Source organism: Acidovorax sp. IB03, from assembly GCF_016406015.1.
GTDB classification, from domain to species: domain Bacteria; phylum Pseudomonadota; class Gammaproteobacteria; order Burkholderiales; family Burkholderiaceae_C; genus Acidovorax; species Acidovorax temperans.
In genome coordinates, this window is the sequence record NZ_JAEFCH010000024.1 from 43,750 (window position 1) to 58,974 (window position 15,225).

General features: G+C 67.1%; 17 protein-coding genes. 8 read left to right on the forward strand and 9 right to left on the reverse strand.

All coding sequences use genetic code 11. The features are described from left to right. Positions 1-32: 32 nt before the first annotated feature. Positions 33-764, reverse strand: a complete 732-nt coding sequence (locus IHV84_RS13600; RefSeq protein ID WP_198847241.1) for a TorF family putative porin — start codon at positions 762-764, stop codon at positions 33-35. A 213-nt stretch (positions 765-977) separates the two neighbouring features. On the opposite strand from IHV84_RS13600, the gene IHV84_RS13605 reads away from it, so the two are divergent. The 3 genes from IHV84_RS13605 (at position 978) to IHV84_RS13615 (ending at position 3,590) form a co-directional block, all read left to right on the forward strand. After that, the gene (locus IHV84_RS13605; RefSeq protein ID WP_198847242.1) at positions 978-2,513 is read left to right on the forward strand and encodes a YifB family Mg chelatase-like AAA ATPase; all 1,536 of its coding nucleotides are present in this window, start codon (positions 978-980) and stop codon (positions 2,511-2,513) included. Positions 2,514-2,766: 253 nt separating this feature from the next. Continuing rightward, a complete protein-coding gene (locus IHV84_RS13610; protein ID WP_198847243.1) occupies positions 2,767-3,144 on the forward strand; it encodes a VOC family protein in 378 nt (125 codons plus the stop codon). A 17-nt stretch (positions 3,145-3,161) separates the two neighbouring features. Further along, positions 3,162-3,590 (forward strand): VOC family protein, encoded by a 429-nt coding sequence (locus IHV84_RS13615; RefSeq protein ID WP_198847244.1) that lies wholly within the window; start codon positions 3,162-3,164, stop codon positions 3,588-3,590. 39 nt (positions 3,591-3,629) lie between these two features. On the opposite strand, the gene IHV84_RS13620 is transcribed toward IHV84_RS13615, so the two are convergent. Genes IHV84_RS13620 through IHV84_RS13635 form a run of 4 tightly spaced genes read right to left on the reverse strand, consistent with a single transcriptional unit; the run spans position 3,630 to position 8,247 of the window. Next, positions 3,630-4,367 carry an ABC transporter ATP-binding protein gene (locus IHV84_RS13620; protein ID WP_198847245.1) on the reverse strand — a complete coding sequence of 246 codons (738 nt, stop codon included), beginning with the start codon at positions 4,365-4,367 and terminating at the stop codon, positions 3,630-3,632. After that, positions 4,364-5,131: an ABC transporter ATP-binding protein gene (locus IHV84_RS13625; RefSeq protein ID WP_198847246.1), complete on the reverse strand. Its 768-nt coding sequence runs from the start codon at positions 5,129-5,131 to the stop codon at positions 4,364-4,366. Before IHV84_RS13625 ends, IHV84_RS13620 begins: the two co-directional genes overlap by 4 nt. Next, positions 5,128-7,020 (reverse strand): ABC transporter permease, encoded by a 1,893-nt coding sequence (locus IHV84_RS13630; protein WP_198847247.1) that lies wholly within the window; start codon positions 7,018-7,020, stop codon positions 5,128-5,130. The genes IHV84_RS13625 and IHV84_RS13630 overlap by 4 nt, the downstream gene beginning before the upstream one ends. Before the next feature lie 18 nt (positions 7,021-7,038). Then, positions 7,039-8,247, reverse strand: coding sequence for an ABC transporter substrate-binding protein (locus IHV84_RS13635; protein ID WP_198847248.1), 1,209 nt, complete (start codon positions 8,245-8,247; stop codon positions 7,039-7,041). Between the two features lie 187 nt (positions 8,248-8,434). Here IHV84_RS13635 and IHV84_RS13640 point away from each other — a divergent pair, with 187 nt between their 5' ends. Then, complete coding sequence (locus tag IHV84_RS13640) at positions 8,435-9,208, forward strand: ferredoxin--NADP reductase (protein ID WP_044397142.1); 774 nt, start codon at positions 8,435-8,437, stop codon at positions 9,206-9,208. A 105-nt stretch (positions 9,209-9,313) separates the two neighbouring features. On the opposite strand, the gene IHV84_RS13645 is transcribed toward IHV84_RS13640, so the two are convergent. Then, positions 9,314-10,117 (reverse strand): glycine zipper 2TM domain-containing protein, encoded by an 804-nt coding sequence (locus IHV84_RS13645; RefSeq protein ID WP_233100011.1) that lies wholly within the window; start codon positions 10,115-10,117, stop codon positions 9,314-9,316. A gap of 224 nt (positions 10,118-10,341) precedes the next feature. Here IHV84_RS13645 and IHV84_RS13650 point away from each other — a divergent pair, with 224 nt between their 5' ends. The 3 genes from IHV84_RS13650 to IHV84_RS13660 all read left to right on the forward strand — a co-directional run bounded on the left by IHV84_RS13650 (position 10,342) and on the right by IHV84_RS13660 (position 12,704). Next, on the forward strand, positions 10,342-10,905 hold the full coding sequence (locus tag IHV84_RS13650) for a shikimate kinase (protein WP_198847249.1): 564 nt from the start codon (positions 10,342-10,344) through the stop codon (positions 10,903-10,905). Between the two features lie 139 nt (positions 10,906-11,044). Continuing rightward, positions 11,045-12,205, forward strand: coding sequence for a serine hydrolase (locus IHV84_RS13655; protein WP_198847250.1), 1,161 nt, complete (start codon positions 11,045-11,047; stop codon positions 12,203-12,205). 235 nt (positions 12,206-12,440) lie between these two features. Continuing rightward, a complete protein-coding gene (locus IHV84_RS13660) occupies positions 12,441-12,704 on the forward strand; it encodes a hypothetical protein (protein WP_198847251.1) in 264 nt (87 codons plus the stop codon). 20 nt (positions 12,705-12,724) lie between these two features. Here IHV84_RS13660 and IHV84_RS13665 read toward each other — a convergent pair whose 3' ends face one another. After that, complete coding sequence (locus IHV84_RS13665) at positions 12,725-13,084, reverse strand: response regulator transcription factor (protein ID WP_198847252.1); 360 nt, start codon at positions 13,082-13,084, stop codon at positions 12,725-12,727. Positions 13,085-13,256: 172 nt separating this feature from the next. Next, positions 13,257-14,165: a LysR family transcriptional regulator gene (locus IHV84_RS13670; RefSeq protein WP_198847253.1), complete on the reverse strand. Its 909-nt coding sequence runs from the start codon at positions 14,163-14,165 to the stop codon at positions 13,257-13,259. 140 nt (positions 14,166-14,305) lie between these two features. Here IHV84_RS13670 and IHV84_RS13675 point away from each other — a divergent pair, with 140 nt between their 5' ends. Continuing rightward, positions 14,306-14,695 carry a RidA family protein gene (locus IHV84_RS13675; protein WP_198847254.1) on the forward strand — a complete coding sequence of 130 codons (390 nt, stop codon included), beginning with the start codon at positions 14,306-14,308 and terminating at the stop codon, positions 14,693-14,695. A gap of 258 nt (positions 14,696-14,953) precedes the next feature. On the opposite strand, the gene IHV84_RS13680 is transcribed toward IHV84_RS13675, so the two are convergent. Beyond that, positions 14,954-15,225 (reverse strand): transposase (locus tag IHV84_RS13680; protein ID WP_198847255.1); only part of this gene is annotated, 272 nt, incomplete at its 5' end.

The following is a 15,225-nucleotide window of genomic DNA, read 5'->3' on the forward strand; positions in this document are numbered from 1 at the left end:
CCAGCGCGGGCACCCCAGGCGCCCGCAGCGAATTACAGGGTTTTGGTCAGGGTGACGATCACGCGCGACTTGTTGACGGGGCCGAAGAAGTCTTTCTTGTTCGCGCCCACCACGGCAGCGCCCAGCGACAGGCCGCTGCCGAAGTCGTACGCACCGCCCACGCTGTAATCCATGTAGTTGGGCACGCCCGAGTCCTTGATGTCGCTGGCAAAGCGGGTGAAGCCCACCGCGGCCTTGAGCGTGACCTTGGGCATCACTTCCTGGGCAAACGCGAAGTTCAGGTAACCGGTGTTGGTGCCCTTGCGGCCCGTGCCCAGCTTGTGCCCGGCAAAGCCGAAATAGTCTTTGGAGACAGTGTGCGAGTACTTGGCGGTGAAGGGGCCGTAGGTGGCCGCGCCGTACAGCTCGGTCGTGTTGCCCAGCGAGTTGCCGGGGTAGGCATAGGTCAGCGCGCCCACGTCCAGATCCACCTCACCGGCCTTGAATTTGTAGCCACCGTAGAAATCCATCTCCAGCGAATTGCCGGAGAGCCAGTCCACGCTGGAATTCCAGTTGCCCACGTAAAAGCCGCTGTCGCCAAAGGTATAGTCAAAACCCCCTTGCAGCGCGGGCTTGACGGCCTTGACCTTGCTGGCGTCCTGGTCCTGGCCACGGAACTTGTAGTTGGTGGTCAGGCTGACGTTGCCCGTGAGCTGCGCGCTGGCCAACAGGGGCAGCGCAGCAGCGAGGGCAAAGCCCAGGGTCTTGATGGAAGTGCGAATCATGTTTCCTCCGGTTGGACAAGTTAGGGACAAGGGCTTTAAGCACAGACCGTGCCACCGCCTTTTTCACCCCCACACCCCGCGCATGGCCGCGCACCCACGCGCTTTGTGCCATGCGGTGCACATCCCTTGCTGCGGCGCACTTGCGTGGTGCAAACCCGCGGCGCAGCCACGCCACAGCGCGCTGCGCGCACCCGTCTGGGGAGTCATCCAGCCATGAGCCTTGCGTTGGTGCAAAGCCGCGCCCTTCTGGGGCTGCAGGCGCCCGCCGTCACCGTTGAGGTGCATCTGGCCAACGGCCTGCCCAGCTTCACGCTGGTGGGCCTGGCCGATGTGGAGGTGAAGGAGGCGCGCGAACGCGTGCGCTCGGCCCTGCAGAACGCGGGGCTGGACTTCCCTAACAACAAACGCATCACCGTGAACCTGGCGCCTGCCGATCTGCCCAAGGATTCCGGGCGGTTCGACCTGCCGATTGCGCTGGGCATCCTCGCCGCCAGCGGGCAGATCGATGCCAGCCGGCTGGCGGGGCATGAATTTGCGGGCGAGCTGTCTTTGTCTGGCGAGCTGCGCCCCGTGCGCGGCGCGCTGGCCACCAGCCTGGCGCTGCACACGCAAGGCAGTACCGCCTGCCTGGTGCTGCCCCCCGGCAGTGCCGAAGAAGCGGCCCTGGTGCCGGGCGCGCGGGTGGTGCGTGCGCGCCACCTGCTGGACGTAGTGCAGGCCTTTCTGCCACCCGGCACCGAGCCCCCCGCCCCCAACGAAGGCTGGGCGGTGCTGCAGGCACAGCCACCGCGCACCCCCACCGGCGGGCCGGACCTGGCCGATGTGAAGGGCCAGACGGCTGCGCGCCGCGCGCTGGAGATTGCCGCTGCTGGTGGCCATGGCCTCTTGATGGTGGGCCCGCCGGGCTCGGGCAAGTCCATGCTGGCGCAGCGCTTTGCCGGGCTGTTGCCCGCCATGCAAGTGGACGAGGCGCTGGAGAGCGCCGCCGTGGCCAGCCTGGCCGGCAGCTTCCGCCCAGACGACTGGGGCCGACGCCCCACGCGCCAGCCCCACCACACGGCCAGCGCCGTGGCGCTGGTGGGTGGCGGATCACCACCCCGCCCCGGCGAAATCTCGCTCGCCCACCAGGGTGTGTTGTTTTTGGACGAACTCCCCGAATTCCCACGCGCTGCGCTGGAGGCACTGCGCGAGCCGCTCGAAACCGGCCACATCACCATCGCCCGCGCGGCGCAGCGGGCCGAGTTTCCGGCCCGGTTCCAGTTGATTGCGGCCATGAATCCGTGCCCCTGCGGGTTCCTCGGGTCAAGCCAGCGGGCTTGCCGCTGCACGCCCGACCAGGTGGCGCGCTACCAGGGCAAGCTCAGCGGCCCGCTGCTCGACCGCATCGACCTGCACGTGGAGGTGCCCGCCCTGCCCGCCGAGCAACTGGTGGGCGCCCCGGCGGGCGAGGCCAGCGCCACCGTGCGCGAGCGGGTGGAGCGCGCCCGGGCACGCGCGCTGGCGCGGCAAGGCCACCCCAACCAGGCGCTGCAGGGCCAGGGCTTGGACGCGCAGGTAATGTTGCAGGACGATGCCCTGCAATTCTTGCAGCGCGCGGCCCACCGGCTGGGCTGGTCGGCCCGCAGCACCCACCGCACCCTGCGGGTGGCCCGCACCATTGCCGACCTGGCGGGCGCCACCCACACCGGCGCAGACCATGTGGCCGAAGCCGTGCAACTGCGCCGGGGGCTGCACCACACGCAGCATTAAGGCTGAATTGCTATTAAATCAATAGCTGCTAGCGCTTATTGGATAAGCGCCAGAGCCAATTTTTAATAAAACTCATTCTGCAAGCTAGTGGCGCCCTTTGCCCACAGGGATACGCGGCGGCGAGCGGGTAAGCACGGCTGAAACTTGTGGGCGTGGCACCACCCGCAGGCTGCTGACATGGCGGTGTCAGCAGGGGCGCCGCACCATGCGGTCTCTCATTTTTGATCACGCGCTTTGACGCCAAGGAGGACCCATGAACAACGCCATCACCTGGTTTGAAATCCCCACCCCCCACATCGCCCGCGCCCAGGCTTTTTACGAAGCGGTGCTGGGCCGAAGCATGCGACGCGAGGTGATGGGCCCGCAGTCGGAGCTGGCGGTGTTTGCCTACGAGCCGGGCGCGGGGGTGGGCGGCGCGCTGATGACAGGCACGGCCGCTGCGCAGCCCAGCGGACAGGGCACGGTGGTGTACCTGGATGCCTCGCCCTCATTGGATGCCGCGCTGGAACGTGTGGTGGCCCACGGCGGCAAGATTGCGCTGCCGCGCCAGGCCTTGCCGCCGGGCATGGGCTTTTTTGCGCACATCCATGACCTGGACGGCAACCGCGTCGGCCTGCATGCATCGAACTGACTTGGAAAGGACAACCCATGGAAACCAATGAACTGCACCGTGGCCGCTTGATCGACCACGTCCAGCTGGTGGTGCGCGATCTGGCGGCCAGCCACGCTTTTTACGCGGCCGTCTTTCAGGCCCTGAAGGTGCCCATGGGCGGTGCCAACGAAGAGTATTTCTGGGCCGACGAGCTGTTCGTTTCCACGGCCAGCAGCGTGGCCGCGCAAGGTCGGCTCACCGGCCGCGTCCACCTGGCCTTCCAGGCCCAGAGCCGCGACATGGTCCATGCGTTCTACGAAGCGGCGCTGGCGCACGGCGGGCAAGACAATGGCGCGCCCGGTGAGCGCATTTACCACCCCGGCTACTACGCCGCGTTCGTGCTGGACCCGGATGGCAACAACATCGAGGCGGTGTTCCACGGCGATGCCACGCGCAGTGCGCCCTCGGTCAAGGTCACGTTTTAGCCACCAACAACAGGCGCAGCGCCGATGGCCGGGGCCTGCTCACACCCCCAGGCAGTTTTTGCGCACGTCCGGGTTGGCCACCACGTCGGCCATGCGGCCTTCGTGGACCACCTGGCCCTGTTCGATGAGGTAGGCGCGGTCGGCCACGGCTTCGGCGAACGGCAGGTTCTGCTCGCTCAGCAGCACGCTCACGCCCTGGGCCTTGAGGGCGCGGATGGTGCGGGCCATTTGCTGCACGATGAGGGGCGCCACGCCTTCTGAGGGTTCATCGAGCAGCACCAGCAGCGGCTGGCCCATGAGCGTGCGAGCCACGGTGAGCATTTGCTGCTCTCCGCCGCTCATGCGCCCACCGGGGCGCTGGGGCATTTCGCCCAGGTTGGGGAACAGCGCAAACAGCTTCTCGGGCATCCACTCGGGGGCGGCGGTGCCGTCGGGCCAGCGGCGCGGGCGCTGGCGGCCGACTTCCAGGTTGTCCATGACAGACAGGTCGGTGAAGATGCGGCGCTCTTCCGGCACATAGCCCAGGCCCAGGCGGGCAATGTCGTGCGGCTCGCGCCGCGCAATGTCTTGCCCCAAAAACTGCACGCTACCGCGCCGCGCCACCATGCCCATGAGAGCCTTGAGCGTAGTCGATTTGCCCGCGCCGTTGCGGCCCATGAGGGCCACGACCTCGCCGCGCCCCACCTGCAGCGACACGTCAAACAGAATCTGCGCCGCGCCGTACCAGGCGTTGAGGCCTTGCACCTGCAGCAGCGGCGCAGTGGCGTGGTTGCTCATGCGGCCTCCCCTGCATTAAAGCCTGCACCCAGATAAGCCTCTTGCACGCGCGCATCGGCCTGGATCTGCTCGGGCGTGCCCTCGGCCAGCAGGCGGCCGCGCACCAGCACCAGCACGCGGTCGGCCTGGCCAAACACCACGTCCATGCTGTGCTCGGTGAACAGCACGCCCATGCGGCGTTCGCGGGCGATCTGGCGGGTCAGCGCCATCAGGGCCAGGCGCTCGGCCGGAGCCATGCCGGCGGTGGGCTCGTCCATCAGCAGCAGGCGCGGGCCATGGGCCAGGGCCATGGCCAGCTCCACGCGCTTCACATCGCCATAGGCCAGGGCGCTGCAGGGGCGGTCGGCCTGGGCGTGCATGCCCACGCGCTCCAGCAGGGCCAGCGCATCGGCCCGCCGGTGGGCGGCGGCGGGTCGCCACCAGTGCAGGATGCGCCGGTCGGCCGACAGCAGCGCCATCTGCACGTTTTCCACCACCGTCAAAGAGCGGAAGGTTTCGGCAATCTGGAAGGTGCGACCCACGCCCCGGCGCCAGATGGTGCGCGGGGGCAGGCCTACGAGTGATTCCCCGGCCAGCCGCACGTCGCCCGCATCGGGCCGCAACTGCCCGCCCACCATGTTGAAGGTGGTGGACTTGCCCGCGCCATTGGGGCCGATGAGGGCCAGCATCTCACCTTCGGCCAGCGAAAAGCCCACGCCCTCGACCGCCTGCACACCGCCAAAGGCGCGCGAAAGGCCCGTCACCTGCAGCAGAGGCGCGCTCATGCAGCCCCCCTGCAGCGGGCCCACCAGGCCTGCGCAAAACCGGCCAGCCCCTGGGGGAAGGCCAGCACCAGCAGCAGCATGGTGGCGCCCAGCAAGGCGCGCCAGTAGTCGGTGTTGCGCGCCACGGTGTCGTGCAGCCAGGTCAGCGCGCCCGCGCCCAGCAGTGGGCCGGCCAGCGTTTGCACGCCGCCCAGCAGCACCATCACCAGGCCATCCACCGACTTGGCCACGGCCAGGGCTTCGGGCGAAATGCTGCCCTTGGCCAGCAAAAACAGCGCACCCGCCAGGCCGGCCAGCGCACCCGCCAGCACAAAGCCAATCCACTGCACACGCCGCACATCAATGCCGATGGCCTCGGCGCGCAGCGGCGCATCGCGCCCCGCGCGCAGGGCGTAACCCAGCGGTGCCAGCAGCACCCGGCGCAGCAGCAGCACGCCCAGCGCCACCAGCGTGAGCGTGAGCCAGTAAAAGCGCGCGCCTTCGGCCCACCAGTCTGAAGGCCACACGCCGGTGATGCCGTTGCTGCCGCCGGTCAGGCTGTCCCACTGGTAGCACACGGCCCAGGTGATCTGTGCAAACGCCAGCGTGAGCATGGTGAGCGACACGCCCGACAGCCGCACGCAGAACCAGCCGTACACCAGCGCCCCCAGCGCTGCCACCAGCGGCGCCAGCAATAAAGCAGCTTCCATGGGCAGGCCCGCCGCGCGCACCAGCAGCGCTGCGGCGTAGGCGCCCAGGCCAAAGTAGGCCGCGTGGCCAAACGAATGCAGGCCCGCAGGCCCCATCAAGAAATGCAGGCTGGCGGCAAATAGGGCCGCCACCAGCACATCGGACGCCAGCACAGTGGCATAGGGCCACGCGCCGGCCGCCACGGGCAGCAGCACCAGCGCGGCCAGCAGGGCCAGCCACGCTGTGCGGGCGGCGGGGCCTGCGGCTTTGAGCGGGGCTTCGGCATCGCCCGCTGCGCGCGCGGGTGCCTGCGGTTTGCCCATCAGGCCCCAGGGGCGCCACACCAGCACCACGGCCATCACCACAAATTCCACCACCAGAGTGAGCTTGGAGAACGACAAGGCCACGCCCCCCACCTCGACCAGACCGATCCAGATGCACAGCGCCTTCAGCTCGGCAATCAGCAGCGCGGCCACGAAGGCGCCGGGCAGCGAGCCCATGCCGCCCACCACCACCACCACGAAGGCGGCGCCAATGGTGTGCATGTCCAGCTCCAGGCTGGCGGGCTCGCGCGGCAGCTGCAGCGCCCCGCCCAGCCCGGCCAGCAAGGCGCCGAGGGCAAACACGCTGGTGAACAGCCAGGCCTGGTTCACGCCCAGGGCGCCCACCATCTCGCGGTCTTGCGTGGCGGCGCGCACAAGCGTGCCCCACCGGGTGCGGTGCAGCAGCCACCACAGGGCGCCAAGCACCACGGGGCCGATGGCGATCAACAGCAGGTCGTACGCGGGGAAAGGCCGCCCGAAGATTTGGACCGAGCCCTCCAGCCCCGGCGCGCGAGGGCCAAACAGCTCTTCAGGGCCCCACGCCCACAGCACCGCGTCTTTCACGACCAGCACCAGCGCAAAGGTGGCCAACAGTTGCAGCAGCTCCGGAGCGCGGTAAATGCGCCGCAGCAGCGCCATCTCTACCACCGCGCCCAGCACGCCAGTGGCCAGCGGCGCTAGCAGCAGCGCGGGCCAGAAGCCAATGCTGCCCGACAGCCGCTCCACCAGCGTGTAGGCCACGTACAGCCCCAGCATGTAGAACGAGCCATGCGCAAAGTTGACGATGCGGGTGACGCCAAAGATCAGCGACAGCCCCGCTGCCACCAGGAACAGCGAAGACGCACCGGCCAGCCCGTTGAGCAACTGGCCGATCAGGCTGGAGAACCCCGCTTCCATGGGTTGAGCTGCGCCGTATCAGTCCGCTGCGCGCAGCTTCTTGACCTCTTCGGCGCTGGGCTGGAACTTGGCGCCATCGGCGTAGCGGAAGTTGACCATCACGCCTTTGCCATTCTCATTGCGCGTCTTGCCCACAAAGGCGCCCATGGTGGACTGGTGGTCTTCCGCGCGGTAGCGAATCGGGCCGAAGGGCGATGTCAGCTCCAGCCCCCGGAAGGCGGTGATGAGCTTCTCGGTATCGGCCCCGCCCGCCTTGCGCATGCCTGCCGCCAGCGACTGGATCGCCGTGTAACCCACCACGGAACCCAGGCGCGGGTGGTCTTTGTACTTGTCCTGGTAGGCCTTCAAGAACGCCTGGTGCTCGGGCGTGGTGATGCCGTACCAGGGGTAGCCGGTCACGATCCAGCCGGTGGGGGCTTCGTTCTTGAGGGGGTCCAGGTACTCGGGCTCGCCGGTGAGCAGGCTCACCACCTCACGGCCCTGGAACAGGCCGCGCGTGTTGCCCTCGCGCACAAAGCGCGCCAGGTCGGCCGCGAACAGCACGTTGAAGATCGCGTCGGGCTTGGCGTCGGCCAGGGCCTGCACCACGCTGCCGGCGTCCACCTTGCCCAGGGGCGCAGCCTGCTCGGCCACGAACTCCACATCGGGCTGGGCCTGCTTGAGCAGCTTCTTGAACGTGGCCACGGCCGACTGGCCGTATTCGTAGTTGGGGTAGACGATGGCCCAGCGCTTCTTCTTGAGCGCGGCGGCCTCGGGCACCAGCATGGCCACCTGCATGTAGGTGGAGGCGCGCAGGCGGAAGGTGTAGCGGTTGCCGCTCTCCCACACGATCTTGTCGGTCAGCGGCTCGGCGGCCAGGAAGAACACCTTTTTCTGGCGCGCAAAGTCTGTCAGCGCCAGGCCCACGTGCGAGAGAAAGCTGCCCATCAGCACATCGACCTTCTCGCGCGCCAGCAGCTCCTCGGCCGCGCGCACGGCGTCGCCGGGGTTGGCGTTGTCGTCGCGCACGACGAGCTGCAGCTTGCGCCCGGCAATGCCGCCGCTGGCATTGACCTGCTCCACGGCCAGCTCCATGCCCTTCTTGTAGGGCTCCAGAAATGCGGGCTGGGCCTTGTAGCTGTTGATTTCACCGATCTTGTAGGTGCCCTGGGCCAGCGCCGGGCCAGCCAGCAGGCTCAGGCCCAACAGGGGTGCCCAGGTTCTGAGCAAAGCGGTGCATAAGGGCATGACTTTTCTTTCGTTTGAATCAAAGGCTTGAGGCCCGACAATGTACCTGCGCACCCGTTTGCCTGACAATAAACGGGTTTACCTGCTAGCCAAAGGCGTTGCGGCCTCCTGTACACGCGCCAGCCAAGCTCCATTGTCCGCCAGCGTCTGGCGGTGGCTCCCCCGATTCTCATCTTTGCAAGAAACCATGAGTGCCTTTCTCGAAGAACGCGTCCTGACCGTTCACCACTGGACTGACCGCCTTTTCAGCTTCACCACCACGCGCGATCCCGCGCTGCGCTTTTCCAACGGCCATTTCACCATGATCGGCCTGAAGGTGGACGGCAAGCCGCTGCTGCGCGCGTACTCGATTGCCAGCCCCAACTGGGAAGAACATCTGGAGTTCCTGTCGATCAAGGTGCCCGACGGCCCGCTGACCTCGCGCCTGCAAAACATCCAGGTGGGTGACACCATCATCGTCGGCAAGAAGCCCACCGGCACGCTGCTCATCGACTACCTGCTGCCCGGCAAGAACCTGTACCTGATCGGCACCGGCACCGGCCTGGCGCCCTGGCTGTCCATCGTGCGCGACCCCGAAACCTATGAGCGCTTTGAAAAAGTGATCGTGGTGCACGGCGTGCGCGAAGTGAACGAGCTGGCCTACCAGGACCTGTTCGAGAAAGAGCTGCCCAACCACGAGTTCCTGGGCGAAATCGTCAAGGACAAGCTGATCTACTACCCCACCGTGACGCGCGAGCCCTTCCGCAACCAGGGCCGCATCACCGACCTGATCGAAAACGGCACCTTCCCTGCCAACATCGGCCTGCCCCCGCTCGACCCGCTGACCGACCGCGTGATGCTGTGCGGCAGCCCCGCCATGCTGGCCGACCTGAAGGTCATGCTGGAAAAGCGCGACTTTGAAGAAGGTAACACCAGCACGCCCGGCGACTTCGTGGTGGAGCGCGCCTTCGTCGAGAAGTAAGCGGCTGCGACGCGACGCAGCCCAACACAAAGGGAGCCCACGGGCTCCCTTTTTTCATGCGCCTGGGCAAAGCAGCGGCCGGGTTCTTGCCCCGCGCCAGCGCGCTCACTGCTGCATGGCCACGTAACCGGGCTGCGAAACCGTCTGGTACTGGGGCGCTGGCTGGGGCTGCTGCGCCTGCGGCATGGTGCCCTCGTCGGCCACGCGGAAGCCCTTGCCCTGCAGCACCACCGGGGTGCCCACGGCAGGCGGTTGCGAGCGGGTGAAGACGCGGCTGCTGCCGTCTTCCAGGCGCACGCGCACTTGGTAGGTGGTCTGGGTGCGGGTGCGTTTTTCAATCTCGTGGCCGGCATAACCGCCACCCACCGCGCCCAGCACCGTGGCTGCGGTGCGCCCGTTGCCCTTGCCGATCTGGTTGCCCACCACGGCGCCCAGCACGCCACCGGCCACGGCACCCACGCCGGTGGCCGGCGCTGCCTGCTCAATGGCCTGGACCGATTCCACACGGCCACAGGTGCTGCAGATGCTGGCCGCGCGCTGCGCCACGGGCATGCCCGCGGGCTGGCGGGCCACATCGCCACGGGCTGCGGGGGTTTGCGGCCAGGTGGGGGATGGTGCTGCGCCACGCTGCGGGGGGGCGCTGGCCAGCGAGGCGGCAGCACCCGGTGCAGCCTGCAGCGACGACGCCCCGGCAGGCGCAGCCAGGGCCGCAGGCGTGGCCTGCGCCACGGCGGCTTCGGTGGGCGGCGCACTGCGGCGCTCTACCACCAGCACGGTGGCCAAGGCCACCACGCAAGCGCCCAGGCCGCCAATGGACACCCACATCCACTTGGGAGAAGCGAAGCCGGCAGCAGCGCCGGGCATTGCCACAGGGGTTGCGGGTACGGTGAGAACGGTGTTTTTCTGCATGGTTTTCCTTTGCTTTGGGGCGCCCGATGGATGGCGGCACCCCGATGGCCTAAAGGTACACAGGCTCTGCGGCTTGTGCAGCGGCTGTTCCGTAAAGCTTGTAAGCACCTGTTTGGGCGGCGCCAGTGCATGCGGCGGCTTTACAGCGCGCTGCGCTGGGGCCGCCGCACCACCCAGGGCCGTAAACTTGGGCCCTGGTTCCGTTGGGGCAAGACAGGAGATTTATGCAGATTCGCTGTGCACTGGTCGGCATGCCCGGCTCGGGCAAATCCACCGTGGGCAGGCACCTGGCCCAGCGGCTTGGGGTGCCGTTCATTGACCTGGACCACCAGCTGGAACAGGTGCTGAAGACCAGCATCCGCCAGTTTTTTGAAGCCCAAGGCGAAGCACGTTTTCGCGACATCGAGGCCCAGGTGCTGGCCGAGGTGACGGCACGGCCCGGCGGCATGGTGCTGTCCACCGGCGGTGGCGCCGTGCTGCGCCCGGAAAACCGCCAGGTGCTGCGCGACTTTGGCAATGTGCTGTATCTGCGGGCCTCGCCCGAAGAGATCTTCAAGCGCGTGAAGCACGACCGCACGCGCCCCCTGCTGCAGGTGAACAACCCCCTGCAAAAACTGCGCGAGCTGTATGCCCAGCGCGATGTGCTGTACCGCGATGCAGCCACCTACGTGATCGAAACCGGTCGGCCCACGGTGCAGACGCTGGTCAACATGATCATGATGCAGCTGGAGATGGCGCCACCCCCGGCCGCGCCAGCAAGCCCCTCAGAATCACTATCAAAACAATAGCTGGCTGCGCTTTCTGAATGGGCGCTTGAGCCCGTTTTGGCATCAAACCCACAAAGCCAGGGGCAACCTGGGTGCAGCCTTGTGCCGCACCGCCACATCGGCAAAATGGGGCATTTTTCAGCCCGAGGGAGCCTTGCCCATGAACCCTTCCGCCCTGGCGCGCGTGCGCACGGTGTTGCTTGATCTGGTCACCCAAGGGGTGTTGCCCGGCGCCGTGGCGCTGGTGCAGCACCGGGGCCGCACGGTGCTGCACGAAGCCGTGGGCCTGCAGCGCCCCGCAAACCCAGCCCAGCCAGGGCTCGCCGTGCCCGCCATGGCGCCAGACACGGTGTTTCGCATCTACTCCATGACCAAGCCCATCGCCTCGCTGGTGGCGCTGATGCTGATGGAGGAAGGGCGCCTGCTGCTGGCGCACCCCGTGTCCCGTTACCTTCCCGCCTTCAAAGGGCAGCAGGTGTACGACGCTGCCACCGGCACCCTGGCGCCCGCCGCCCGCGAAGCCACCGTGCACGACCTGCTGCGCCACACGGCAGGCCTGAGCTACGCCTGGGACACCGGCCCCATTGCCGACCAGTACCGCAACGCCCGCGTGGGCTCGCGCAGGCACAGCAACCAGCAACTGGCGGCCGCGCTCGGCCCCCTGCCCCTGCTGCACCCGCCCGGCACCTGCTGGGAATACAGCCGCGCCACCGATGTGCTGGGCGCCATCATTGAAGTGATTGAAGGCGCCCCGCTGGGCCAGGTGCTGCAGCGGCGCGTTTTTGAGCCGCTGGGCATGCAGGACACCGGCTTCAGCGTGCCCGCCTCCAGCCGCCACCGGCTGGCCGAGCCCTTTGCCCGCGACCCGCTCACCGGCGCTGGCGTCACCCTGATCGACGTGGCCGAGCCCCCAGTGTTTGAATCTGCTGGCGGGGGCCTGGTCTCCACCGCCGCCGACTACGCCCGGTTCCTGCAACTGATGCTGGGGCGCGGCACGGTGCACACCCCCACTGGCAGCGTGCGCCTGGCCAGCAGCGCCACGGTGGACTTCATGACCGCCGACCACCTCGGCACCCTGCCGCGCGCGGGCACCATCCTGCCCGCAGGCTACGGTTTTGGACTGGGTGTGGCGGTGCGCCTGGCCACGGGCGGCGCCACGCGGCCCGGCAGTGCAGGGCACTACAGCTGGAGCGGCATGGGCGGCACGTTCTTCTTCGTCGATCCGGCGCAAGACCTGTTCGCCATCCTGCTCACGCAGGCGCCGGGGCAGCTGGAAATGCTGTGCGAGCTGTTCCCCACTTTGGTCTACGCCGCGCTGTAAACCTGGGCGGGCATGCCCCTACTGCGGTGCTGGCGAATTGGCAAAGGCCCCTGCGGCACACCCCGTGGCACCGGGGCCAGGGCCCGGCGCATCCTCGAAGTTAACAATCAAGATACGTTTTCACACATTCATTTCCACACGATGCGCGTAGAGTGGACTCTCGCTTCTTGAGCGCCTTGGCAACACGCTTTGGATTTCAGTTTCGCCGCGCACCAGCGGCCAATGAAAGTTCACCATGGAAACCAAGCTGCTGCGGGCCATCGCAAGCTCCGCACACCCCATGGTCTTGCAAGACCCCCAAGATATTGACCTCTTCCACGCGCTGGCACAACGCGGACTGGTGCGTGGCGAGTGCTACACCACCGCATCGGGCGAGCAAGTGGTGGCCGTGCACGGCCCGACCCCCGACGGGCGGGCCCTGCTGGCCTTGGAGAACTACGTGAGCGAATGCGAAGGCGGCCAGCGCCCTGTGCCCCAACGCAAAACCGCCTGCAGTTGACCAGCCCACCCCCCACAGCATCACGCCAGAAAGGCCGCGAAGAACTCGTCCAGCTCGGTGGATTTGTCGAACACCGCATCCGCCCCCAGGCGCACGCAGGCCTCGCGCAAATCTGCGGTGGCGTAGTTCGTCAGCACATACACCTGGCGGCCCGCCAGTTCGCCGGGCAACTGGGCCAGCACCTCCAGGCCTGTGCCCTCGCGCAAGAACATGTCCAGCACCAGCACATCCCACGGCACCTGGCGCAGGGTTGCCAGGGCCTCCTGGGCGCCATCGGCCATTGCCACCACGCGCGCCCCGGCAAGCTCCTGCAGCGCAGGAACCAGCGTTTCGCGAATGGTGGTGTTGTCTTCTACGAGGACGACTCTGGGGGTCAGCATGGGCAGGCTTTGGAAGGCGTTTCACCATACCCCCGCACGCCTTTGGGCCGGTGTAGGAGGAGGCGCCGCAAAGCCGCGCACCCTCACCGGCAGGCAAGAAATTCTGCACCAAACCGACTCAAACGCTTACCCAACAAGCGCCTACAGCTATTTATTTAATAGCAAGTTGGGCTTACAGCGGCGCGTGTTCCGCCATCAATGCCGCCACCCAATCGATGAAGACGCGCAGCTTGGCGCTGACGTGGCGGTGCGGTGCGTAGGCGACGTGCAAGGGCATGGGGTCCATCTGCCAGTCAGCAAACAGCGGCACCAAGGTGCCCGCGGCCACATGCGGCTTCGCCATGTAGTCGGGCAACCACAGCACACCCAGGCCCGCCAGGCCTGCGGCCAGGTAGGCATTGCCATCGTCCACCGCGCACACATAGCGGCCCTGTGCCTGCACCTGCTCGTGGCCCCGGCGCATGGCAAAGGACAGGGGCTTGCCGGTGCGGGCCCACACAAAGCCCACGGTGTGGTGGTGCGGCCCTTCCAGTTCGGTGGGGTGTTGCGGCACCCCGCAACGTTGCAGGTAGCTGGGCGCGGCATACACGCGCAAAGCCAGGTCGCCCACATGGCGCGCGATGAGTGAAGGGTTGGTCACCGTGCCGCCGCGCACCACGCAGTCCACCTGGTCGCTCACGATGTCCACCACGCGGTCGCTCACGCCCAGGTGGAGCTGGATGTCGGGGGACTGCGCATGAAAGGCCGGCAGCGCCGGGATGAGAACCAGGCTGGCCAGCGGGCTGGGCACATCCACCCGCAGCCGCCCCCGGGGCGCAGCCACGGCGCTGGAGAGGCTCGCGTCCGCATCCTCAAGGTCCGCCAGCAGGCGCACCACCCGCGGGTAATACGCGGCCCCATCGGCCGTGAGCTGCACGCTGCGCGTGGTGCGGTGCAGCAGCTTCACGCGCAGGCGGGCTTCGAGCTGCTGCACCAGCAGGGTCACGGTGGTGCGGCTCATGCGCAGGGTGTGGGCGGCTTTGGTGAAGCTGCCCGATTCCACCACGCGGGCAAAGGCCTGCAGGGCATCAAAACGGTCCATGGCGGTAGGGGCGCTGCGCGGCCCGTTGTTTATTGTTTGGCGATGAAGAACAGTGCTGCGCAGATTAGCCTATTTATCGGAACAGAGCGCGCTTCTACAGTGGCTGGATCACCAACCACACTTCCCTGAAAGAACCTTCCATGCCCACCCGTGACGTTGTCTTCCCCGCAGGCCGCCAGGCGCTGTACGAGCGCAACCGCTATTCGCCCGCCGTGCGGGCCAACGGCTTTCTGTTTGTCTCGGGCCAGGTGGGCAGCCGCGAAGACGGCTCACCCGAGCCCGACCTGGCCGCGCAGGTGCGCCTGGCATTCTGCAACCTCAACGCCGTGCTGCACGCAGCCGGCTGCACGTTTGATGACGTGGTGGACGTGACGATGTTCGTGGTCAACCCCGAGGCGAACTTCGAGACCGTCTGGGGCATCGTGCCCGAGTTCTGGGGCGAGGCGCCCTACCCCACGCTGACGGGCATGGGGGTGAGCTGGCTGAATGGGTTCCAGTTCGAGATCAAGGTGGTGGCGCGGTTGCCGTAGGGCTGAAAAACAATAGCTCATATGCCACGCCATTCTGCTAGGCCAGTGCGCATATCCCAGTGATCTAGACTTACAAATCAGCGGCGGCCTGCGCGTAAATGGTTCCGGCCAGTGCGCATATCCCAGTGATCTAGGGCAATGCTGATCAAGTAACGTCATATCCAACGCACAGCCATTTGAATGCCAAATGGCCCGCAAAGATGCCGAACTTTGCCCCACAGAGCCTGTTTCGGGAGCCTTTGAGCCCCCTTCAAGCCCCTACAGGCGCACCTGTCCCGGCAATTGCCCCCGGGCAAGGTAAATGTTGGCCAGCGCCAAGGCCGTGAACGCCCGCGTGGCGTTCTTCTGAAGCCCGCGGTAGCGCACCTTGGTGAATCCCCACAGGCGCTTGACCACCGCAAAGACATGCTCGACCCGGGCACGCACCCGCGATTTGTTGCGGTTCTTGGCCCGCTGAACTTCGTCCACCTCGCCTGCACGGCGGGTGCGCTGGTTGGTGAAGTCCTTGGCCCTGGGGGCTTTGCTCGCTA